Origin of the sequence: Fusibacter paucivorans, assembly GCF_018390735.1 — a bacterium.
Lineage (GTDB): Bacteria > Bacillota > Clostridia > Peptostreptococcales > Acidaminobacteraceae > Fusibacter > Fusibacter paucivorans.
On the sequence record NZ_JAHBCL010000005.1, the window covers coordinates 1 to 25,082 of the forward strand.

Annotated in this window: 16 protein-coding genes; 1 reads left to right on the plus strand and 15 read right to left on the minus strand. The window is 44.3% G+C overall.

All coding sequences use genetic code 11. The annotated features are described in order from the left end of the window. The first annotated feature begins 329 nt into the window (after positions 1 to 329). Entirely contained in the window at positions 330 to 1,274 is a 945-nt protein-coding gene (locus KHM83_RS03540; RefSeq protein WP_213235535.1) for a methyl-accepting chemotaxis protein, read from the plus strand. A 317-nt stretch (positions 1,275 to 1,591) separates the two neighbouring features. Here the strand turns inward: KHM83_RS03540 and groL are convergent, their stop codons facing one another. The 15 genes from groL to KHM83_RS03615 form a co-directional block, all read right to left on the minus strand. Next, complete coding sequence (groL, locus tag KHM83_RS03545; protein ID WP_213235536.1) at positions 1,592 to 3,217, minus strand: chaperonin GroEL; 1,626 nt, start codon at positions 3,215 to 3,217, stop codon at positions 1,592 to 1,594. Between the two features lie 24 nt (positions 3,218 to 3,241). Next, on the minus strand, positions 3,242 to 3,499 hold the full coding sequence (locus tag KHM83_RS03550) for a co-chaperone GroES (RefSeq protein WP_213235537.1): 258 nt from the start codon (positions 3,497 to 3,499) through the stop codon (positions 3,242 to 3,244). Between the two features lie 133 nt (positions 3,500 to 3,632). Next, positions 3,633 to 4,850, minus strand: coding sequence for an EAL and HDOD domain-containing protein (locus tag KHM83_RS03555; RefSeq protein WP_213235538.1), 1,218 nt, complete (start codon positions 4,848 to 4,850; stop codon positions 3,633 to 3,635). Between the two features lie 41 nt (positions 4,851 to 4,891). After that, positions 4,892 to 5,752, minus strand: coding sequence for a DNA-3-methyladenine glycosylase family protein (locus KHM83_RS03560; RefSeq protein ID WP_213235539.1), 861 nt, complete (start codon positions 5,750 to 5,752; stop codon positions 4,892 to 4,894). 37 nt (positions 5,753 to 5,789) lie between these two features. Beyond that, the gene (locus tag KHM83_RS03565; protein ID WP_213235540.1) at positions 5,790 to 6,704 is read right to left on the minus strand and encodes a putative ABC transporter permease; all 915 of its coding nucleotides are present in this window, start codon (positions 6,702 to 6,704) and stop codon (positions 5,790 to 5,792) included. Between the two features lie 89 nt (positions 6,705 to 6,793). After that, positions 6,794 to 8,095 carry an NCS2 family permease gene (locus tag KHM83_RS03570; protein ID WP_213235541.1) on the minus strand — a complete coding sequence of 434 codons (1,302 nt, stop codon included), beginning with the start codon at positions 8,093 to 8,095 and terminating at the stop codon, positions 6,794 to 6,796. A gap of 178 nt (positions 8,096 to 8,273) precedes the next feature. Next, on the minus strand, positions 8,274 to 9,944 hold the full coding sequence (locus tag KHM83_RS03575) for a formate--tetrahydrofolate ligase (RefSeq protein ID WP_213235542.1): 1,671 nt from the start codon (positions 9,942 to 9,944) through the stop codon (positions 8,274 to 8,276). A gap of 409 nt (positions 9,945 to 10,353) precedes the next feature. Continuing rightward, positions 10,354 to 13,137 carry a BTAD domain-containing putative transcriptional regulator gene (locus KHM83_RS03580; RefSeq protein WP_213235543.1) on the minus strand — a complete coding sequence of 928 codons (2,784 nt, stop codon included), beginning with the start codon at positions 13,135 to 13,137 and terminating at the stop codon, positions 10,354 to 10,356. Between the two features lie 24 nt (positions 13,138 to 13,161). Beyond that, positions 13,162 to 15,204 (minus strand): urocanate hydratase, encoded by a 2,043-nt coding sequence (locus tag KHM83_RS03585; protein WP_213235544.1) that lies wholly within the window; start codon positions 15,202 to 15,204, stop codon positions 13,162 to 13,164. 188 nt (positions 15,205 to 15,392) lie between these two features. Then, on the minus strand, positions 15,393 to 17,006 hold the full coding sequence (locus KHM83_RS03590; RefSeq protein ID WP_213235545.1) for a carbon starvation CstA family protein: 1,614 nt from the start codon (positions 17,004 to 17,006) through the stop codon (positions 15,393 to 15,395). Between the two features lie 48 nt (positions 17,007 to 17,054). Continuing rightward, on the minus strand, positions 17,055 to 17,570 hold the full coding sequence (locus KHM83_RS03595; protein WP_213235546.1) for a hypothetical protein: 516 nt from the start codon (positions 17,568 to 17,570) through the stop codon (positions 17,055 to 17,057). A gap of 207 nt (positions 17,571 to 17,777) precedes the next feature. After that, on the minus strand, positions 17,778 to 18,518 hold the full coding sequence (locus tag KHM83_RS03600) for a LytR/AlgR family response regulator transcription factor (RefSeq protein ID WP_213235547.1): 741 nt from the start codon (positions 18,516 to 18,518) through the stop codon (positions 17,778 to 17,780). Next, a complete protein-coding gene (locus tag KHM83_RS03605) occupies positions 18,511 to 20,208 on the minus strand; it encodes a LytS/YhcK type 5TM receptor domain-containing protein (protein WP_213235548.1) in 1,698 nt (565 codons plus the stop codon). The genes KHM83_RS03600 and KHM83_RS03605 overlap by 8 nt, the downstream gene beginning before the upstream one ends. Before the next feature lie 6 nt (positions 20,209 to 20,214). Continuing rightward, complete coding sequence (locus KHM83_RS03610) at positions 20,215 to 21,834, minus strand: PucR family transcriptional regulator (RefSeq protein ID WP_213235549.1); 1,620 nt, start codon at positions 21,832 to 21,834, stop codon at positions 20,215 to 20,217. Between the two features lie 209 nt (positions 21,835 to 22,043). Beyond that, positions 22,044 to 24,893: an MSCRAMM family adhesin SdrC gene (locus tag KHM83_RS03615; protein ID WP_213235550.1), complete on the minus strand. Its 2,850-nt coding sequence runs from the start codon at positions 24,891 to 24,893 to the stop codon at positions 22,044 to 22,046. Positions 24,894 to 25,082 lie beyond the last annotated feature (189 nt).

Sequence of the window (25,082 nt, forward strand, 5' to 3'; positions counted from 1 at the left end):
ATTTCGTTGAGTTTTACGTCATAACGTGCTACAATAATCATGTTTTTGGGAGCATCACTATGACGATGAACAATCTTGCTGGAAGGTCAGTCGTCTAGTGATGCTTTTTCTATCACCTCAATACATATATGCTATATGTATTGTAACAAATGACTACGGCAAAACAAGGGAGCTATTTCATCGTGGCATTGACAAAGACAAAGAGCAAGGCAAAGTCAAATCACGTGGACTAAAACACTATCGCAACCGGCGAAGGTGATCTCACCAAGCGACTCAGCGTTAATACAAAAGATGAACTACGAATACTCTGCGATAATTACAATCTCTCAATGGAGCGCATTCAGGTACTCGTCGGCAACGTAGCGAGTGAATCAAAATCATTTGAAAACAGTTCCAATGACATTAACAGTGCCATGAAACAAGCCTCAGAAGAACTTGAACAAATTTCCATAAAAGTGATGCAGCTCTCCGATATGATCCAGGCCAATGCCAGTTCCACAGAAGAAGCAACTGCTTCCATTGAAGAAATCGCCAGCGGCTCGCATATCATTAGCGAAAATGCGCGCAACGTAAAAGAGATTACACACCAATATTATCAATCTTCACAAGACGGTCAAAAGACACTCGAAGAAGCTGTAAACGCCATGGGCATTATCTCAGACAATTCAGATGCACTGAAATCTGCCCTTACAGCGCTTGACACCACAACGCGAAAAATCGAGGACATTGTTGAAATCATTTTAGGGATCTCAAGCCGTGTCAACCTCCTCGCCTTGAACGCATCCATTGAAGCTGCCAGAGCCGGTGAAGCCGGAAGAGGATTTGCCGTCGTCGCCGAGGAAATCCGTAAGCTCGCGGAAGAAACAAAAGTATCAACAGAACAAATTTCAAATAACGTCAGCGAAATCGGTCAGGCTTCAGCTCGTGCGATTGCCAATGCAGAGCTTGAGCAAACCAGTATCCAGACAGGTGTTTCCAAAATCGAACTGACACAGGCCGTCTTTAAAAAGATTCTCGAATCCGTCTCTGAAATTTTCGAACAGATTGATAAAATCAGTCTCGCCATCGAACAGCAATCTTCAACCTCAGAAGATATGGCCAAAGCCATGGATGAGATTTCTAAGTCCTCTGTGGAGAGCTCTGAAACGGTACACACCATCAGCGATTTTATCAATCGACAAGTCGCCGTCGTTCAAGAAACTTCGTCACAAGTGGAACTCCTTGCCGATCATGCCATCGCCTTAACCGATAAAGCCCACGAGTTCAAATTCTAAACGATAGAGATACTACTCCGGCATATGCCCGTTTTGTTTAATTGTATTGTCACTGATCCTAAGTTTAGGACATTTCTATGGTCATATCTGCGAACCACAAAGGAGGTGTTGCAAATCTAAGAAATTAGATGGGCAACACCTCCTTTTATACGGTCGATTAACCGCCGCAGTTATTTATTTAATCAGTTGCTTATTCATATCAAAAGCCCCCGAAGCACTTTCGCACCACGGGGACTTTTTGATTTTATGTGTGTGTTGTGTGTTAAGCTGTATTGTATACTGCGTATTCGACGAGCAAACGCCCTTAAAGCGATTGACTACATCATGCCTGGCATCCCGCCGCCCATTGGAGGCATTGGCGGTTCATCTGACTCGATGTCGACGACTGCTGCTTCTGTTGTTAAGAACATTGCAGAAATTGAGGCTGCGTTTTGAAGTGCACTTCTCGTCACTTTGGTTGGATCGACGATACCAGCTTGGATCATGTTGACATAAGTGCCTTTTAATGCGTCAAAACCCATACCGTATTCGCTGTTTTTAAGTTTTTCCACGACGACTGAACCTTCGAGACCAGCATTAATTGCAATTTGTCGAACAGGCTCTTCAAGCGCACGTGCGATAATGCTAGCACCTGTTTTTTCATCGCCTTCGAGTTCTTCAACGACTTCAAGTACTTTTGCAATAACACCGACAAGTGCTGTTCCACCACCAGGTACAATGCCTTCTTCAACAGCGGCTCTCGTTGCATTCAGTGCATCTTCAATGCGAAGTTTCTTTTCTTTCATTTCGACTTCTGTCGCTGCACCAACTTGGATCACGGCGACACCACCGGAAAGTTTTGCAAGGCGTTCTTGCAGTTTTTCACGGTCAAAGTCTGATGTTGTATCTTCGATTTGCATTCTAATTTGACGAACGCGTTCGTCGATTTGTTCTTTTTCACCGGCACCATTGATAATGGTTGTATTGTCTTTATCAATTTTAACCGATTTTGCACGGCCGAGCATATCCATTTCAGCAGATTTGAGTTCATAGCCAAGTTCATCAGAAATCACGACGCCGCCAGTGAGGATGGCAATATCTTGAAGCATTGCTTTTCTGCGATCGCCAAATCCTGGTGCTTTAACGGCGATACATTCAAACGTACCTCTGAGTTTATTGACGACGAGTGTTGTCAATGCTTCCCCTTCGATATCTTCAGCAATAATCAAAAGTTTTCCGCCTGATTGTACAATTTTTTCGAGTACCGGCAAAATTTCTTGAATATTTGAAATCTTTTTATCGGTAATGAGAATATATGGGTCTTCCAATACCGCTTCCATTTTTTCAGGATCTGTTACCATATAATGTGATACATAGCCTCTGTCGAACTGCATCCCTTCAACGACTTCAAGCTGCGTACCAAATGTTTTTGATTCTTCAACAGTGATAACGCCATCTTTACCGACTTTTTCCATCGCTTCTGAAATCAATTCGCCAATTGCTCGGTCTGCTGCTGAAATAGAGGCAACATCTGCAATATCTTTTTTATCTTCAATAAGAACGCTTTCTGATTTTAAAACATCAACGGCTACGCTGACAGCTTTTTCAATACCAGTTTTAAGAATCATCGGGTTCGCACCCGCCGTTACATTCTTGACGCCTTCGCGAATAATCGCCTGTGCTAAGAGCGTTGCTGTCGTCGTACCGTCACCTGCAACATCATTGGTCTTTGTCGCAACTTCTTTAACGAGTTGAGCACCCATATTTTCATAGGCATCCTCAAGCTCAATTTCACGGGCAATTGTCACACCGTCATTGGTAATGAGCGGCGAACCAAATTTTTTATCTAAAATAACATTGCGGCCTTTAGGACCTAAAGTAACTTTTACTGTGTTTGCAAGTTTATCAACGCCCGCTTCGAGTTTTTTGCGGACGTCTTCTGAAAACATTATTTCCTTTGCCATGATTACTAACCTCCTACACGATTATTATGCCATTATTGCTAAGATATCGGCAACTTCACAAATTGTGAGTTCTTCACCATCTACTTTAATTTCTGTACCTACATACTTTTTAAAGACAACTTTATCGCCTTCTTTAACCTCTGTCACTTCAGCGCCAACTGAAACCACTTCTGCAATTTGAGGTTTTTCTACTGCTTGAGACGGTAAAACGATCCCACTCGCCGTCTTCTCTTCAGCCTCTACCTTTTTGATAATAACGCGTTTTCCAATTGGTTTAAGCATTTCAAGACCTCCTCGTATTTTTAATATAATAGTGGCATTGCCATTGTTTTCGATGCCTTACATAACTAATATAATACAAACCCCATCAAAAATCAACATTTTTTTAGCACTCATTTTTAATGAGTGCTAACAGTTACACATCCGTTAGGAGATCTGTTGCCGTAATCGCCGTACTGACATAGATTTCATTGAGTTCTTTACAATCAATACCATACATTTCAGCCACTTTTACAATCATTTCCCAATTACCTTTTTCATAAAAACGCACGAGGCGCAGCAATTCATGAAAAGGATTTCGCATACCTAAAAGGGCGCTTTTAACATCTTCTTTTAACGGCAGTTCATCTAATATTTCAAAGAGCGGTTTTTCCATAATTGCATCAATCATTGAAAAGAGCCCTACTAAGAAAGCTTCATTGGTGCGTTCATCCAAATCAAAATAAGCAGCGGCCCGTTCTGCAAAGAACGCTCTGTTTAGCGACACTTTAATGACTTCATCAGGTTGATCAGAACTTACATCTCTGAGCATAATCAGTGTAATCCACTTTCTGATTTCATTGATCCCCAAGAGCGTCAGCGCTTGATTTACCGATGTGATTTCCGTATGTCGATAAAAAGCTGGTGAATTAATGAGCCGTAAGAGCTTGTATGTTAACGACAGATCATTCTTGACAATATCCGTCAGTTTCGAAAAATCCGGCACATCGCTAACCGTTTCTTTAATGATTTCCAGATAGCGAAAAGTTGAAACATTGATTCCCTTTGTCTTGCATACCACCGGTTTTTCAAAGAAAAAACCCTGAAAAAAATCATAGCCGAGTGCCAATGCTTCTTCATAGTCAGCGTAAGTTTCTACTTTCTCGGCGAGTAAGAGTAGTCCCATCGGCTTATATTTATCTGCGACCAGACGTCTCCCCTCTGATTTCAGAACCAGAAAATCCACTTTGATAATATCTACGTAATCAATAATCGGCAGGTATTTTTCATTGTCCACAAAATCATCAAGCGCGATTGAATAGCCGGCATCTTTTAGTTTTTGACACTTTTCGATCACTTTTTCATCAATATCGACGTTTTCGAGAATCTCAACGATGAGTTGATCTGGGTTGATGAGGAACGGCATATCCTCCATTAATAAATTGCGCGTAAAATTAATAAAGGCGCGTTTGCTCTTGGTCAATCCTTCAATACCAAAGTTAATCAACGTATCTGAAATAACAGATGTCGTCGCCATATCCCCGTCATAATTGGGGTCATAAACATTCCTTACGCTTTCACGATATAAAATTTCGTAAGCGACAACCTTTTTATCACGATTAAAAATGGGTTGTCTGGCCAAAAACACGTCCATCTCTTTTCCCCCGCTGTATGTCCTTAGAAGCCCCCCGGCATCTAAGATTTAGATTTCGAATAGCACGATCGCATGTAGTAAAAAAGCATTTGCTGTGCATAACCTCGATACATCACAAAATAGTTTTCAATAAAAGCTTTGTATGCATTTGCATTTGCTTCGACACCATAGAGCGTCGTCAAAAGCTGCTTCACCCATGTATCAATTGGATAAGCATCCGTCTGATAGTAGCCAAAGAGCAATATGCAGTGTGCAACCTTCTCCCCTACGCCATAGAACTGTCTAAGCCACGCCGTAGCTTCCTCTAATGTCATATGTGATGGCACGTCAAGATCAAGCGCCTCATCAGACAGCTTTCTCACGGTTTGAAACAGCGCTTTCGAACGATAGCCGACAGCTTTTACCGAAAATGCCTCCTCTTCCAAATTCGCCAACACCTCAAGTGTCGGAAATGCATAATAATCTTTGTCGTGAAAACTGCCAAGCAGCAGCCCATACTTCTGACAGAGATCTTCAATTGACATTCTTATCTTCGGAATATTGTTATTGCTGGAAATAATGAAAGACAGCAGCATCTCAAAGGAATTTTGCCGCAACAGTCTCAGCCCGCAGCCATAATCAACTGCCTTTTGGAGCCATTCGTCCTGCTCACGAAGTGACGACATGATCGTCTCATAATCTGTCGCCTCGTCAAAATAGTCTTTTAATCGCGCTTCTGAAAGCGTTCCCAAGACAACATCCGCCCAATAGCCTTTACCGTCGTCAGCTTGTGTCACACAAACGACAGCAGCATCAATAACGCCAACATAAGCATCACCTTCTGCGCGCCACCTAAAACACTGGCCGTTTTCAAATGTGTGAACCGGATGAAAAGTCGCTGCACTCAGCCACAGTTTTGACATGCTCTCTCCTTTATTATACCGTTTATCCGTTGATAGTTCAGTCTTTATTATCAATTTTAGTCTGAATTCTCTGATGAATTTTTTCGATCAATGTGTTTTCAGGTAAATCCGGTAGTTCAAACATCTTGAATTCCGGAAAAGCATTGAATTGACGCGCTTTTAAAATGCGTGTTCTCAGCTGACGGCGTCTTTGACCAAGGCCTTTTTCAAGCTGTTTCATGACCACATCAACGCGATGCTCCTGAAGTTCTTCTCGAAAGCGTCGCCGCGCTTCATCTAGATCAGCCTCAAATTCCCGGCTAAATTCTGCAAGCTCAGTCTCAAGTCCTCTGCTAAGCTCTGCAAGTTCAGTCTCAAGTGCTGTGCGCCATGTTTTGCGGATCTGCGACGAGACTGCTTCGAACTCCATAATGAGTTTCCGTAGGTTGATGAGTCCCATAACCGTCCGCGTTGCATCCCAGATAAAATAGCCTGCCAGCAGCGCTTCAATGATATATTGCCACGCCATCGGAATTATGGAAAGATGCGCGTATACCCATGGGTTGATCACGTAGACGAGCAGGGCGCCTACCGCTCCCCAGATAAGTGAGAACTGCAGACATATATACCCCTTGTAATTGAATCGCCGCGTGGAATAATCCCACCATTTAATGTGAAAGAGCTTCTCCAGCACACCGCCTGTCACGAGCTCAATTGCCGTCGTCAACAAAACAATTGAAAGGACGACGAGCACGTGCGCGTATGGTGACGGTGCAATCATCAAGTTAATCGCCGCTGCAAAAGAGATGATCACAATAGCACCTGTGCCGTATATGGGACAAAATGGGCCGTACATAAAGCCCCGATTAACATATTTCCCCTGCTTTGAATACGCATAAGCAACTTCCATCAGCCAGCCTAAATGCGCATAAACAAAAAACAGCAGTCCATAATTATGAATGAGTTCGACCATTGACGGCCCTCCTGTACACCTCAATGCAAATAAAGCAAAGCTGTCCGTAATCTTACGATTAAACATTAAGACACGAACAGCTTAACACTTTACGATACAAAGAATTTCAATAAAAAGAGCAAGGCAATCACCCAGGTAAACGGCGTTACTTCCTTCGCACGTCCCGTTAGCGCCTTTAAAATGACAAAACTCAAAATACCAAAGACAATCCCTTCCGAAATGGAATAGGCGAGCGGCATCATCAGGAATGTGAAAAATGCCGGAATCGCTTCTGTAAAATCTTCAAAGTCTATCTCTTTGATCGGACTCATCATAAAGAGCCCCACCATAATCAGTGCCGGTGCTGTTGCCGCAGAAGGAATCATAATAAAGAGCGGCGACAAGAACAGCGCCACACCAAAGAGTGCCGCCGTGGTCACACTGGTAAGCCCCGTTCGACCGCCTTCCGCAACACCGGACGCCGATTCTACGTAAGTGGTCACGGTACTCGTTCCCAAAATGGCACCAAGTGTGGTACCCACTGCATCGGCAAAGAGCGCACGCTTTGCATTCGGTACTTTGCCATCCGGCGTCAGCATCCCTGATTTAGTCGAAACCCCTACCAGCGTGCCAACGGTATCAAACATGTCCACAAAGAGAAAAACGAATAAAACCGTCAACATATCAAGGGAAAAGATATCCTGCCATGCAAAATTGAAGAAATAAGGCGCTGTCGGCATTTGTGCCACCGCTGTCGGCATCGTCGTAATCCCCATTGGAATACCGATAATCGTCGTCAGGAGAATGGCAATAAAAAGTGCACCTTTAATGCCCTTTGCCAACAAGAATCCCGCAATAACCAATCCGATGATCACGAGAAGCGGTTCACCCGATGTAATGTCACCCAGCTCCAAAATCGTATCACCATGAACGATCACCCCGGCATTGGCAAGGCCGATAAACGCAATAAAGAGCCCAATCCCCACTGAAATCGCCTTCTTGATGTTTATGGGGATGGCATTGATAATCGCTTCGCGCACATTAAAGAATGTCAGCAGCAAGAAGACAATGCCCTCCAGAAAAACAGCCGTTAACGCAAATTCAAACGACTTGTGCATCCCAATGACAACGGTGTACGTAAAATAGGCGTTGAGCCCCATCCCCGGCGCCAGTGCAAAGGGCAAGTTCGCATAAAGCCCCATAATGAGCGTCGCAATAATTGCGGACAGCGCCGTTGCCGTGAACACTTTTAAAAAGTCCATCCCGGCAGGTTCCAGGTAAACAGGGTTGACGATCAGGATATAAGCCATGGTCATAAAGGTCGTAAACCCCGCGATAACTTCCGTTCTAACATCCGTGCCGTGTGCCTTGAGTTTAAAGGTTTTTTCAAAAAAACCCATTTTTTGTTCCATCTACAAATGCCTCCATATAAAAGAATGATTACTTTAACAGTGTAACAGAGCTTCCTTTAAAATTCAATTTTAAAGAACTGTAACACAATCACAGTTGAGAATATAAAAAAGTGCTGCCGCGCCTCTAACATCATAGATTCGCAACAGCACTTTTCAGATTCTCAGTTCGTATGATCCACTAGAACAACCCGACGATTTCGCCATCTTCCAAGATGTCTATTCGGTTTGCCGCAGGTACTTTAGGAAGACCCGGCATCCGCATGATATCTCCGGCAAGCGGAATAATAAAGCCGGCACCAGCTGAGATTTTTACATCCTTGATTGTGATCTTAAAACCAGTCGGTGCGCCGAGCAGCTTTTGATCGTCAGAGAAAGAGTATTGTGTTTTTGCCATGCAAATCGGCAATGCACCCAAGCCGTCAGCTTCAAATTTTTGAATATTCTTAAGTGCTTTCGATGAGAATTCCACACCGTCCGCACGGTAAATTTCTTTCGCGATGGTTTCAATTTTTGCTTTAATTGGCAAATCCAACGGATAGAGCGGTTTAAAGTCCGCCGTTCCCGATTCAGCGAGTTCGACTACTTTATTCGCAAGTGCAATGGCGCCCTCGCCGCCTTTCGCCCAGACTTGTGTCAAAATCACGGGTACATCAATTTTTTCACAGAGCGATGTGAGCAGCGATACTTCTGCCGGTGTATCCGTCGGGAACTCATTAATGGCAACGACAACGGGCACGCCGAATTTTCTAACATTCTCAACATGTCGCTGCAAGTTGCCAAAACCGTCTTCCAACGCTTTCAAGTCTTCTTGCGTCAGTGCATCCTTTGCCACGCCGCCATGCTTTTTCAGCGCTTTTACCGTTCCGACAACAACGACGGCATCCGGCTTTAAGTCTGCTGCACGGCATTTGATGTTGAAGAACTTTTCAGCCCCAAGATCAGCGCCGAATCCGGCTTCCGTTACCACATAGTCCGCCAGTTTTAACGCCGTCTTTGTTGCAATGACAGAGTTGCAGCCATGTGCAATATTCGCAAAGGGACCGCCGTGAATAAATGCCGGCGTATTTTCAATCGTTTGGACTAAATTTGGTTTAATGGCATCTTTCAGCAGCAGCGCCAGTGCGCCTACGGCTTCGAGCTGTGATGCATAGACCGGCTTTTTATCATACGTATAACCAACAATCATTTTGGCAAGGCGTACTTTTAAATCTTTTAAGTCATTTGCAAGACATAAAATCGCCATAATTTCAGAAGCAACGGAAATGTCAAACCCGTCCTCACGCGTTACCCCGTCGCTCTTGGCACCAAGGCCAATCGCCGTATTGCGCAGTGCGCGGTCATTAATGTCGAGACAGCGTCGCCATGTAATTTGTTTTGGATCTATGTTGAGGGCATTTCCCTGATGTAAATGGTTGTCGATCATTGCGGCGAGCAGGTTATTCGCCGTTGTCACCGCGTGAATATCACCTGTAAAGTGAAGATTAATATCTTCCATTGGCAGCACTTGTGCGTATCCGCCGCCTGCTGCACCGCCTTTGACACCGAAGCAAGGGCCCAGCGATGGCTCTCTAAGTGCCGTAAATGTTTTTTTGCCGATTTTATTGAGCCCCATGCTCAGACCGACATTAACTGTGGTCTTCCCTTCGCCCGCCGCTGTTGGATTGATTGCTGTAACGAGGACCAGTTTGCCGTCGGGCTTTTCAGAAAGCTTCTCAATGGCATCAACATTGACTTTCGCCTTATAATTACCGTACAATTCAAGTGCGTCTTCAGGTATATCCACGATGGATGCAATCGCCTTAATAGGCTTCATGTTAGCTTCTTGAGCAATTTGAACATCTGTTTTCATCTTACATATCTCCCTTCACATTTATGCGGTCAAAAGACGTCGCGTCGTTTTCATCATAGCGTTATTGAATGAACTTTTCAAGGTATCTATCAAAAAATGTCCGTATTGCCAACTGTTTTCTCCTTACTGCCATGTCTTCTCGGCATTCTTAATGTCCATTGGTGCCCAGTGCGCTTCGTATATCGTGCTATCTCAATATCACGTTATAACGTGGGCACTTCTATTGCTCACTTTGGTCGATTTAAAATACTTTAATCTACCTTAGATTTACTTTGGTCGATTTAGATTACTTTAATCTAATTTAGATTCACTTTAATCTACTTAAGTATTACTTTGATCTACTCTTAGATTTACTTTGATCTGCTTTAGGCTACTTTTACCTACCGTGATTTGCTTAGCTCTCTCTAGGTTATCCAACCTTTTCAGCCATTGCTGCCCTCAGCTGTTCAATGACATTTGCCGTACTGGGGTTATCAATGGGATGTGCGTGCTTTTCAGCCTGTACCAACATTTTGGCTGCCATTGGCAAGTCGCCGGAACGGCTGTAGATGAGGCCTAAATAGGCTTCCGTATCACTTCTTCGCCACAGTGTGTCAATTTGCTCGTAGTTTTGCAGTGCCGCTTCGAAATGTGCTTTGGCACGTTCTTCATCAGCCATCATAAATGCCGCTATGCCTGCGTTGGCATTAAAAATTGACAGCCCTCTTAAAATACTGCCCTGCTCACACATCGCAATCGCCTTCTGAGCTGATTGCAGTGCCGCCTCATAACGCGTTTCATTACGATACGTTTCCGATATATAGTTGTAGGCTGCTGCAATGTTGAGCCGATAGCGTTCCGGTGAAGGCAAACTTTCAAAACGTGCAATGGATTCTTTGAAATAATGTCTCGCCTGCTTATTGGCGCCGAGCAGCATGGCATGAACACCTTGAAAGCGCACTAATATCGCTTTTGATTTTCCTTCCGGCGACATCGCCGACATTTGATCAATCGCATCTGTCATACAGCTTTCATCACCAACTTGAATGGCATGATACATGCGCTGAACATAGCCTTTAAAGATCAGCGACGCGTCACCGACTGCCGACGCACTTTGAATCAATTGGTCAATTTCCCTCAAACCGACATCGTAGTATCCCTGACGAATGAGATAGCGTCCGTACATAAGATGGTATTTTGATTCAAGCGATGCAATCGTCATCCCTTTGGCATGCGCTTTGTCAATCAGGCGCTTTAAAGTATTAAAGCTCAGCTCAGGACGATCATCAAAAGGTTCCATCTTATAACCTGTCATCTCAGGATAGAGTTCATGACTAAAGTCGAAATAGGTTTCAAGGTACGCCAGATAATATGTGAGATGTCCAACGATATCGTCCGCTGCCTGATAGTGATAAACCAGCCGCTGCAAGACTGCCACATCATTTCGCGGCTGTTCAGTCCATGCTTCCGCAATATGCAGATGCAGTCTTCTGCGCTTTAATGCAGGCATTGAATCATATAAATAGGTTCTCAATTTATGATGGGTAAAGGCATACTGTAAGTCGCCGTCTTTTAATGTCTCTTTGATGATAAAGCGGTTTTTCAACACTTGAATCGCTTCAATCAAATTTTCTTCATCACCTGCGTATAGCCGCTTTAGCATCTCATAAGACGCATAATCGAAAAAGGGGGTTATCAGATACATGACCTTTTCAGCTTCCGGCGGCAGGCCGAGAAACCTTGCGCCCAACATATCGCCAAGATGCGTATCGTTCAACTGTTCAGGCGCCAGTCGAAGCATTTCCACTATGAAAAAAGCATTGCCTTCACTTTCTTCAAAAATCCTGCTCTTAACAGCTTCACGCACTTGATCCGAGGCACGATAATCGATGAAATCATAGCTCTGTACCCTGTTAAACCGTTCCAGCGGCAAAATCGTCAATTTCTTGTACGCTAACAGTGTCTTTCGCATCTGATCAAAAGCATTGCTGTACTCATTGCGCATTGTTCCAATGATACGAAGACTGCTGCATTTCAATGCAACTGTCGTCATCAGGCGCATACTTGCATCATCCATCCACTGAAGATCTTCAAAATACAGCATGAGGTGAACCTGTGATGCAATGCGTTCCAGCATATCGCAGACGATTTTCTCGACGAATGCAAAACTCAGCGATGAGAAATGTTCCATTTGTGTTGTGTCAACATAGGCGAGAAAGCTTGGGAACGTTCTCGACAGTACCTGCATCACTGGCTGCTTCAACATAAGCTTCGCGGCATAGCGTTCATAAATTTGATGCAGCAGCTCATCCCAAGGTTTAAGATTAAAAGCTGTCTCCATCTGGTAGCATGTCGTCATTAAAATTTCATTGTCGACTTCTAAATGGTGACAGTATGCCGTCACCAATGCCGTTTTGCCAACGCCAGCTTCACCAACGACAATCACATGTCCCGTCGCCTGAAGCATTCGTTCGAGTTCTTTTTTTCGACCATAAAGTCGTTTTTCGGATTCGGCGGCATTCCTCGAATTAACAACTTGGTAAAAGCATGCCGTCGTCTCACGCTCCGGTGTAATCCCCAATTCATCAGCAAGCAGTGTCTTTGCCGATTCATAGACATCAATCGCCGCATGATAATGCCCCATGCCTTGGTAGACACGCATCATAAGTCGTACATTGCTTTCGTCAAAAGGATCTATCGCACACATCGTCTTCGCGATGTGTCTCGCACGCGCTGCTTCATCCGCTGACAAAACGTTATTTGGTGACAAAAGCTGCTCCACAAGCTGTTTGCCCATTTGCATATAACGCTGCTGAAGCGACTGATTTGTCTGTCTCACCCACTGTTCGAATCCTGGACTGTCACTGAGGATAAAGCTGTCCAGAAAACTGCCTTGATACGTCTCCAAAAAAGCCTGCGCATCATCCCGGTCCGTTGCCACAAGCGATGCATTGAGCGTAATGATATTTTTTCCAGGTGTCCTGAAAATATCTATTCCCAAATCGCGCTTCAGCCGATAAAGACAATTTCTTAAGTTTTTCTTTGCCGTCGCTACATCAACTTCCTGCCAAATGAGGTCAATGAGTTCATCACGTGTTGCACGACCCTGATAGATGATATAGTAGAGAACCGCTTCACTTTTTTTCAGCGATATCGCCAGTACCTCATCATCTTTTGTCACACGCGGCTTGTCAAACAGCCTGATATGGAGCATGCCTGTGCCTCCAAGCGTTTTCTCTTATTTTCCACCCTTATGATAGTGTTTGTCAACCAGTGTTTCAATCCACGCTTCATCGGTTAGATATGGCAGCGTTAAATGATCTTTTGGCTGTGATTGATTATAGGCAACCACCGTTTCAATGGCGTGTTCGTTGCGTGCCCATGCGCGCCTTGCTACGCCGCCCATAACATCCCAAGGCATTGCCTGCATCAGAATTTCGTCAACGCGATGACTGCCGTCGAGCACCATGCCAAAACCGCCGTTTATGGCTTTGCCAATACCGACACCGCCGCCATTGTGCAGTGCGATCATACTCATTCCGCGCGCAGCATTGCCGGCAAAGATATGCGTTGCCATATCTGCCATAATATTAGAGCCGTCTTTGATATTGGATGTTTCGCGGAACGGCGAATCCGTGCCACCCGTGTCGTGATGGTCGCGCCCCAGCATAACTGGGCCTATGTCGCCATTGCGTACCATTTCATTAAATTTGAGGGCGATTTTAAGCCTGCCCATTGCATCCTGATAGAGAATGCGCGCCTGCGTGCCCACGACGAGTGCATTTTTTTCAGCATCTCTGATCCACACGTAATTATCACGATCTTGAAAACGCCTTTCGGGATCAATGCACGCCATGGCCGCATGGTCTGTTTTGCGGAGATCCTCCGGGTCACCGGACAGACACACCCATCGAAACGGTCCATAGCCATAGTCAAAGAGTACCGGCCCCATAATGTCTTCAACATATGATGGCCAAATAAAGCCGTCCAACGCATCCACACCATTTTTACAGATCGCAGCAACCCCTGCATCCAGTATAGCCTTCATAAAGCTGTTGCCATAGTCAAAGAAGTATACGCCATTTGCCGTCAGTGCTTTAATGGCTTCGTAATGACGCTTTAACGTCTCATCCACACGTGTCTTAAACGTTTCTTTATCATGCGCCAGCATTTCTGTTCGCCTGTCAAAGGTCATATTCACCGGACAATAACCGCCCTCGTAGACATTATGACATGACGTTTGATCTGACAGTAAATCAATGTGAATATGATTTTGAACGGCATATTCCAGCAGGGTGACAATATTGCCCTCAAAGGCAATGGCGGCTGCTGTCCCTTCCGCTTGAAGCACTTTTGCGCGTTTGAAACACGTTTCTGGGTCTTTGGCAACTTCAGAAACCCATCCCTGTCGATAGCGCGTTTCAATGCGCGATGGGTCAACTTCTGCAATAATACCGACACCGCCTGCGATTTCCACGGCTTTGCCCTGTGCGCCACTCATGCCGCCAAGGCCTGATGAAACAAAGAGCTTGCCCTTTAGATCAGCCGAATCATCAAGTCCCAGTTTCATTCTGCCGGCATTGAGCAATGTCGAATACGTCCCGTGGACAATACCCTGCGGCCCAATATACATCCACCCGCCTGCCGTCATTTGACCGTAGGAGGCAACACCCAGCGCCGCTGCTCGGTTCCAGTGCGGCAATGTATCAAACATACCGATCATCAGCCCGTTTGTAATCATAACGCGTGGGGCGAGCTTTGGCGAATGGAACAGCCCCAGCGGGTGACCTGAATGCATGACGAGCGTCTGTTCATCTGTCAGTTTTTCAAGGTAAGCCTTAATGAGGTGATACTGCATCCAGTTCTGGCAGACACTGCCGGTTTCACCATAGGTTACGAGTTCATATGGATAAAGGGCGATTTCAAAATCGAGATTATTGTCAATCATCACCTGAATCGCTTTGCCTTCAACGATATTGCCTTTATACGCGTCAATTGCTTTGCCATAGATGCGCCCCACCGGCCTAAAACGATAGCCGTAAATACGTCCATGCGTTAAAAGTTCCTCTAAAAATTCCGGTGCCAATACATCATGCCACTTTTCGGGGATATACCGAAGTGCATTTTTTAATGCCAGTGCCGTCTCTGCTTTATTGAGCGTGAAATCACGCTTTGGCGCCCTACGTATCCCGGTTTCAAAGTCTGGGTATGGTGGAAGTGTTTCAAAAATATCTTCAAGTTTAACTTGCATCGCTGACGAAATAATCTCGTTGTTCATCATCTAAAACCTCCTGTCCCTATTCTGCTATCCTAAACATACCCAAAAGCCGTCTATTTTAAGTCCATACTTTTCATTTTTGATGCAGCCCGTGATTCACTGGATCGCTCATCTATGTTCCTCAAAAAAAGAAATGAGACTGAATCTTTCGACTCAATCCCATTTCCATGATTTTATAGGTTAGTATGTGATTATTTGCCTGCTTGATTAATTTTATTGTCGCCTTTGAATGCCTTAAATGCTTGGCTGATCAAGACGAGCGCAAGAATGAACAGTGCGACGGCAAAGAACAATAAAACGTAATTTGAAAGGTTTGCCATGATGAGCTGGATTAATGCAACCAGTGTAACGGCAAACATAAAGAACATTGGGATCAGAACTTGTTTGTACTCTTTGCCCATATCTTTCAGCCATACAGCAAGTGCTAAGAGTGCAAGTGCTGCAAGTAATTGGTTCGCTGAACCAAAGAGCGGCCAAATTTTCAAGTAACCGTAGAATGCTAAACCACCACCGAGTACAACGGTAATCGCTGTAGAAACATATCGGTTTTGGAGTCCTTTTTCACTTGCAGGTTCGCCTTCTTTTGAGAAGAACTCTTGGAAGATAAATCTGGCAAGACGTGTTGCCGTATCCAGCGAAGTTAATGCAAATGCTGAGATTGCAAGTGCTGTAAAGTTTTTAGCCGTTGCGAAAGGCAAACCAAATGATGTCATGAAAGTACCGAGTCCATCAGAGAACACGTTAACGGGACCGCCATTAGCAAGGAGCTCTGTTAATTTATCGGCGCCGATATAGCCGGCAGTGATAATCGCGATAACGGCGAGAACGCCTTCGATAAGCATTGAGCCGTAGCCAATGAGTCGAATATCTCTTTCTGAATCAATTTGTTTCGACGTCGTTCCGGAGCCAACCAATGAGTGGAACCCTGAAATCGCACCACATGCAACGGTTACGAAAAGAATTGGGAACAGTGTTGAATTGTTAACCGTAAAGCTCGTAACAGGCGCGAGCTGCAATGAAGGTCGCATGATTACGATCCCGATTAAACCACCTGCGAGCATTGCATAAAGCAAGTAGCTGTTTAAGTAATCTCTCGGTTGAAGTAAAATCCAAACCGGTGTAACAGAAGCGATAAAGATATAGACGAGCATAATCAGCATCCACGCTTCTTTTGATAATGAAATCGGGAACATGTTGCCAAGCATAATACATGCAAAAAGTGCAACAACACCGACTACAGAACCAATAGCAAGGCTAACGCCTTTTCGGTAAACAAAATAACCGAATACGATTGCGAGTAAAATGAAAAGCAGTGAAGATGTTGCCGCTGCCGGAACCGTTGCAAAAGTATTGGCAACGATATTGGTAAATGCTGCAACGACGAGCAACAGTGTCAACCATGCAAATACGGCAAATAATTTTTTCCCTTTGTCACCGATCGTTGCATGGATAACTTCACCAATGGATTTCCCATCGTTTCTGACAGAAGCGAAAAGCGCCCCCATGTCATGCACGCCACCAAAGAAGATGGAACCGATGATGATCCAAAGGAATACAGGCACCCAGCCAAAGATTGCAGCTTGGATTGGGCCTGCGATTGGGCCTGCACCGGCAATGGATGAAAAGTGATGCCCTAAGAGTACGGGTGCTTTTGCCGGTACGTAGTCAACGCCGTCACCTAAGCGGTGAGCAGGTGTTTTGATGGATTCATCAATACCCCATTTTTTAGCGAGACTTGCGCCATAAGTAGTGTAAGCGATTAAGAATAAGACCACGGAAATAAGGATTAGAAAAATTGCATTCATTTCATTATTCCTCCCCAAAATTTATTATTGAAGCCATTTGGCATTCAATCAATTTTGTTTGAATTTCCCGAATAGGTTCAGCAAACGCTTCATTTCCTTCTTACCAAAGCGATTGGAAATGCCCTCTCCAGAAACTTCATTAATGACGATCAGCCCAACATTCAGCCACCCTTCAAGCCCCCACCTGAAGCTTTTATAATACCGAAAACGCTTGATTTTTTTAAGCATCTCTTCATCCGGAAACGCCTTAACGGTGTAAACCAGATAAATACTTGAAGACATGTGGTCTTCATTGCGTCCGACCATTTCGTGGTGTGTTGCATCAATCTGAGCTGATAAAATGTCGATATCAACTGACTGCATGTCGTCACATTCGGTATACAAAATGACTTCGTTGTTCTCAAAGGCATAGTATTCAAATTCTTTTTTCAGTGCAAATGCTGCATTGCGCTGGTTATAGACAGCCATGAAGTCGCACGCCATTGGCGCTTCATCGAACAGATTATAGTAGGCCTCGAGCTTGTCACGCAAATATGCGCCAAAGCTGATCTCCGTATAGGTCAAAACCATCACTCCTATCTCTCTAACTGATTGTTGGCAGACACGATGCCTATCTAAGGTCATCTTATCGTATGGGTCAAAAAATAGGCCCTTTTATGAACAAATTGTAAATATTCACGTTTGAAATGCATTATGCGTGCCTAAGAAACGGCATTCAAACGAATGATACCCAATGAAGCTTGTTTATCACAAAAGGTTCGCTTTTAGCGCCTAAAAGATGTGCATCTTTTCCTTAAACGCATTGACATTCCCTCGGCTGATCGGTACTTGTTCTTTATGTCCTCGGACGACGACCATAAACGTATTGTTGAACCACGGCTCAATGGATTCAATACAATCCAGATTGATAATATAAGCTCGGTGACATCTGAAAAAATTCTCCGAAAGAATATCTTCAAGCTCAGACAGATTTTTCTTACACGAATACAGCCCATGCTTGGTAATAAAATGCGTCGTTCGATCTTCAAAATAGATGAGCGAAATATCTTCGTACTTAATCGGCTTCAAAATACCGTCCCGATAGAGGCTCATTACTTGTTGGTGCTGCTTGTAATCTTTAACCATGGCTTTTAGATTCACCGTGTCTTCGCTGACACCTTCTGCCAATCTGGCAATTGTTTGTGCCAACCGTTCTTTTTCAACGGGTTTAAGCAGGTAATCAACCGCATTGACCTCAAAAGCCTTAATGGCGTATGTATCATAAGCCGTAACAAAGACAATTCGAATGGGGATGTTGTTTTTAATAATGTGGTCGGCAATGAGCAAACCTGATATTTTAGGCATATTGATATCCAAAAATAAAATATGTCCCCTGTACTTCTCGATGGCCGAAACAAATGTCATACAATCTGTAAACGTTTCGACGACCTCTACATCTTCAAATTGCGACAGCATGTAGACCATCTCGTCCGCGGCCGGTTTTTCGTCATCAATGACGATGCATTTAAGCATGTTTTACCTCCATTTCCTGTTGATATGGGAAAGTCAACGTCACAACAGTACCATCACCCAGATGGCTGTCGATCTGAAAGTGTCCTCGATCTCCAAAGTGCTTTTTGATGCGCTGTTTGACATTGTTGATCCCAATGGAGTCCTGAACACCCTCTCTTTGAATTTCATGTAGTTTCTCTTCCGGCATCCCAATGCCGTTATCGGCAATATTGATAATAAGATCTTCCTGCTGCCGATAGACGCTGAGCGTCACTTTTCCCACGCTCCCTTTCGGAATAATACCGTGTAAAACAGCATTTTCAACAATCGGCTGAATAATTAACGGCAAAATTTTTATCTCTGTATTCACTTGAATATCCGATTCAAAAACGATGCCGTCACCGAAACGCGCTTGAATTATTTTCAGAAATTTTTCTGTATGCATAATTTCATCGCGCAGGTAAATTTCGCCTTTGAGCGACTGCATATTATTTCGGAGATAACTGCTGAGATCCATGAGAACTTCACGGGCGCGCATCGGATTCGTTCGAATAAGCGAACTGATCACATTGAGTGTATTAAAAAAGAAGTGTGGGCTAATTTGAGCCTGAAGGGCTTTAATCTCTGCACTGAGTGCGAGTTTCGACTGCGCCTCCAGCGTTGTCACGCGAAGCTGTGTCGAGAGTAGATTGGACAATCCTCTGGCAATTTCAACATCGACATCTGAAAGCCCTTGCGTCACACGATAGAACTTTAAGGTGCCGAGAATAATTTCGCCGTCTTTCAGCGGTGCAATGACCGCAGACTGCAAATGACAATTCTTTTGAGGACATCCGATTTCCTCTTTTGAATAAGCCGTCATAATTTCACCGGTTCTCAGAACATTTTTCGTAATCTGCGTCATAATCTCTCTGCCCGCATAGTGGTGATCACTTTCCTTGCCAACATGCGCCAATGCTTTGTAACGGTCTGTAATAGAGACGGCATCAAAATCAGTTGAACTTAAGATATATTCTGCTGTAACCTGCGCAGTTGACTCATTAAGACCTGCGCGCAGCGCCTCTGTCGTCTTATCGGCAATGAGTAATGCCTGGCGTGAACGATACCTAGCTTGCAGTGTATTGATACTTTGAATATTGGTTATAATCATGAGAAAGAGGGCAATGCCAATCGAATTAACGAGAATCATTGGAAAGCTAATGACGCGAACGAGTTCCACCGCCGCATCTATTGGCCTCGCAACGAGAATGACAATCAGCATTTGCAGCGCCTCTAAAACAATCCCCGTTACCAGTGCAAATGCGATCTTTTTATGTGAATTTTGAAATGCCTTGCTTAAGAGTCCCGCAATAAAACCTTCCGTAAGTGTCGAAATACCACATGAAAGCGCTGTAAAGCCGCCGATATCAATCAAGTAACGATGTCCGCCGGAAATAAGGCCTGCCAGCATCCCGACGAATGGGCCGCCTAAAAGGCCGCCAACTGCGACGCCAACAACGCGCGTATTGACAATCGAACCATTGTATTTAATCCCCGTATACGTTCCCAGCACACTCAAAAGGGCAAATAAAATAGAGATGGTCAACTTATCTCTCAGCGTCAAAGCTTTCTTTTCAAGTATATTAACAAAGGATTTTGCCCTAGAAAAAACGAGTCCTATCATAATGATTAGGCCAACGCGATAAATCAATGCCATTAGAAGGTTTAACATGACCGGTTACTCCTTTAATATGAGATTAACTTTTAGTGCTGTTTGAATCGCAAAGCGATGTTCTTCATTATCGAGGCTCAATTCGATGATTTCCTGTATGCGGTTGAGGCGGTAGAGGATCGTATTATAGTGTGTATAGAGCGATTCAGACATTTTCTTCAAATTGCCGTTGCAGGTAAAATAAACTTCGAGCGTTTTGATGAGTTCTGTATCCCTACGCTGATCATAAGCGACGAGCTTACCCAAAACTTCTTCGGCAAAATGTTCGAGCTCCTGCCTAATGCTGCTTTGAGACAAAATTTTATAGACGCCCATTTCTTCGAAAAAGACGACATCCTTCGGCATATAATTTGCCGCTGCCTCCAGCGCCTTATAGGCATCAACTTTGCTCTTATGAGCATTGAGCAGACCTTTGACAATTCTACCGACGCCGATTTTTATTTGATGTTTTTTCATCTTTCCTTTTAGAACATCATAAATATAAGTTGCATAACGCTTTGTCAGCGCAACGCCTTCACCTTCCTTGAGCATGACCAGGACATAGATGCACTCGCTTTTATTCAAAATGAGGTAAGCGTGACCCATGTCTTTACAGATTAATTCCAGTAGATAGACGACGCGCATTTGATCTTCCGTTTGATTCTTGCCGACGAGTCGGAGACAGAGCATGGCGTACTGCGCATTTTCAACAAAACGAAAATTCCCAGCACGTTCTATCGCCTTGGCGCGACGGTCTTCGTCAAGCGAAATAAGATCATCAAAGAACTCGAGTTTATATTTATTTTCGACTTCGTGGACGGATATTTTTTTTAGGAAATCAAGCGCGACAATGTGTGATGTCGATTCGAGACCGAGCTGATCATAATTTGAAATACTCTGATTGGTCCCATAAGCGACTAGATGACCATACACCTGATTCTTAACGACAATCGGCACCATAAGCCGTTCAATCTCACGTCCCCGATAGGGTACGGTATCGTGTATAAGCTTGCCGTTCTTACCCTCAAAGTGGACGTTTTCAATGTTTTCGTACAATAGCGTATAATCATCGGCAAATGCTGATTTCACGAAATAAGTATTCTCAAAATAATAATCTCTGACGAAGACGGGAACGCTGATGGTCTTATGGACGCTTCGCAAAACATCTTCAATACCACCGCCGCTGACAACGACCTGCATGGTGTCTTGATGCAGGTTTTCGACACGTTTTAAAACGGCCGACTGCTTATTGAACATCAGCTCGTAGACGTGAGAAAAAATATTCGTGAATGTGACATCGTAATCGAGGTCAACGATGACGAGACCGATCTCATTACAGGTTTCGATCACCGATCCCGGCAATGCGGGCAAGTAAGGTGAAATTTTGATGAAAACAGCGCTGACCGATTTGCTCCTTATGGCGCGAAACAATTCAATCTGTTCTTCAGCAGAAAGCTTTTCGACCACCTTACCCGTTGTCAGCAGGATTTGATCCTTGCCGAGCCATTCGACAATTTCTTTGTCAAGCATGACATTAATGGAGGTTGCACACTGAGAAAGCGGCGCTTCTTTTGTGACGACTCGGCAATGCTCAAAGAGCGGCAACGCGAGAATTTCGTTTAAGTAAACTATGGTTTCATTCTTCAAAACGGATCCCTCTTTATTACTTTTTTATAATCACATTATACATTCTGTGTGAAATTTTAACAACTGACATTTGTCCTTTGTGCTTATTACACAAAGAAAGCCAGCCTACACACGCTCTATGACAGCGTCGTACACTGGCTTTTCAATCTAATTAAAATCATCATTTGCAAATACGCGTTTTTTTGATTTTCTATTGATTTTCTTAAAAATCACTGACCGCTGAATTTAAGGTCACCCATTGCGGCACTGCCATCGTAAAGCGTCACTGTACCGGCGATTTTATGCCCATCTGAAAACTGAACATTGATGACTTGTTTATCGCCTTCATCATCAATGCGCGTTAATGTCATCTTGCCAGTCGGGTTAATGCTGTATTGGCTGAACGTCATCGTGTCGCCTTCCAACATCGGACTGTCAAACGCTGTGGTAATGGTAATTTTGTTTTCGGCAACCGTCATGGTAAAAGATGAATTAGAGGCATTGAAGTCAAAGGCCATCCCTGCAATATTCGACGGCTGAAAGGCTCCCTGATAGGTTCCATAGTAAAGACTTGCATCGCCTGTCGAATCATCGACCGAGCTGTTATCTGCCGCCTGAGAATCTTCCGTTGAATCTTCCGTTGAATCTTCCGTTGAATCAGCATCAGTTGATTCATCTGCGTCTGATGCGGCAGCATCCTCCTCTTCCCGATTATCGGCATCCGCGTCTTCTGCATTGCTCTCTTCAACATCTGGATTTTCGCCTTCTGGATTTTCGTCAGCCACAGTACCCGAATCACCCGCTTCCGATATCACACCTTCTTCTGAAATTGTATCATCCACAGTATCGTTTGCCTCGACTGATTCTGACGTTGCCTCAGCTGCATCTGACGCCATCGCTTCTAAAGCATCCATTGCAGCAGCTTCTGCGGCATCACTTAGGCTCGAATCATCGCTTTTCACAGCATCAGCTGCGGAAGCCGCTTCTGTCTCTGATTTCACCCACGATAGCGTCGAATTGACGAATGTCGGTATTTTATCGTAGACGGAACCCTTCACATAACCTTCGAGGACTTCGCCGTAACTGCTGCCGACGGCCTTGCCAATCAAGCTCTCATTTTCAACGGTTTTCTGTGCCAGTGTTCCCATCTTGCCGGTAAAAGTTTTGTAGATTTTGCTCGTACTGTCTACCATACTCGTAAAGAGCTTCTTGCTGCTCTCGGCGACTGTTGTCGTCGCTTTTGACAAGATTTCGCCGGCACCTGAAATAAACTTCCCAAACTTAGATGTCTTATTGACGCTGCCAATCGCGGATTCGATGAAATTCCCCGCCGTATTTTTGGCTTTAGAGAGAAAGCTAGACGCTTTGCCAAGCAGTGTTTTCGTCGTTTCTTTGACAGCTGTCGCCGTTGATGCTTTAAAGCCAAAGAATGACAGCACCTTGCTCTTGCCCGCCTTAAAAATTTTCTCAACAGTCTTTGAACTGCCTGCTGCAGCAAGTGTCACATCGACAGAAGCTTTCGCGAGATCTCCAGCTGATGCCGTTGGATCCATCAGCGTCAACATTGATTTTGAGGCGCCTGTAAAACAGCCGATGGCAAATTTCGAGCTGCCTTTAATCACTTTAGAAAGTGTACTGTCTTTTCCCAGCATGGCATCTGACAGCTTGCCAACACTCTCTTCTGCACTGGTAATGTACTGCTGTGCACTATGAATCGACTCTGAACCGGCTGTTCCGTTTTGAATGCGTTGATAAGCTTCTTTATCTGCTCTCACTTTATCTTCATCAAAAACACTTTCATCGAGGCCATAATCATCCGCATAGTAACTCAACGCCTGCTTATAGACCGCGGTACTCGTTTTTTCGATTAATATGCCGGGCACTCTGCGGATCGCATTGTACATCACGTTGAAAAATCCCGGGGGCTCTGTTTTTTTAGGCGCTTTTTTAAGTGTCGCTTTTGCATCGTCAAGCGCACTTTCAGAAGTCGCATCTTCACTTGTTGCCGCCATAAACACAGCACTTGTCAGTGAAGCCGCACCCATCCCAGTCTGCTTCTTACCTGTCGCATACCGCTCGTCTAGCTGATAGTGATCGACGAGTGTTGCCCCCATCAGTCGAATACTCTCGATCATATAATCATTTGTCGAAACCGCCAGTTCAACGGCGTCTGCATCAAGCCCTTCCCTAGGCGTCAGCGCCCTAATTGACGGCTGAATAGTGACATTATAATTTTCCAAATATTTAAGCAGTGAAATCGTCGCATAAGCGTCTGCCTTATCCAGTGCATCCAATCGCGATAATATCTCATCGAGCTGATCCATTAGTGTCGTAATAGCCGATTCTTTGGCACTTAGCGAAACCAATTCGTCTTCAAGATCATGCAGTTCATTTGGATAAGCATCACGCAGGAGGACAGCATCCTGAACAATTCGCGCGATCCATGCAATTTCACGTGTGATAAAATCATTTTGTTTGGTTAACCGCATATATGAAAGCCACGCATCTGTATAAGGATCATCCGATGTCGTATCCAATCCGTCAATCTGAGACTTTAACAGTGATAAATAAAGCATTTCATCGCTGTAATCATTCAGCATCGTCTCGTAATACGCAGCGATTACCGGTTCACCCTCTGCTTTATCGGCATAGGCTTCCATAACTATTTCTTGCGCTACCTCTACGGTTGGCGTCAACTTTTGTCCGGCTTCATACATGTGATTGCCGGTATCAATCGTCTCATCAATTGCTGCATTTCGCATCTCAAAATACTGCCGATCTTCAAACTGCATGCTGAAAATCGTCGATGTGTAGAATGGACTTGCCGCAATCAAATCCTCATACGACTCGGATGCCAGCATCTCAGCAATATCTGCATTCGACATGTCATCCAAAGCAAATAAATCACTAAAATAATCAACTTGTACGACATTTTCCATCATGGTTCCCGTTGTCTGTTCTATTGATGTCTCATCAGTGGGTGTTTTGTCTGTTGTCTTTGAAGTCGTCGTGCTGCAACCTGTGGCAACCAATGTGAATATCAGCAACATAATGCCCAAACGTCGCTTCATCTTAAACATGTTAAAACCCTCCCCTTTTGATCTTTAAGGCAATTGCCTTATTTTATTGTGCATACAATTAATTGGTCCTATTTTACCATGTTTTAAGCTGTATTTGTGGCAAATGCCATGTCTTTATCATGATTCGATGAATCCTTATCCTAAAAAAGGGCTGCTGCACCGCTTTTTCCAGCAGCACAACAACCCTTA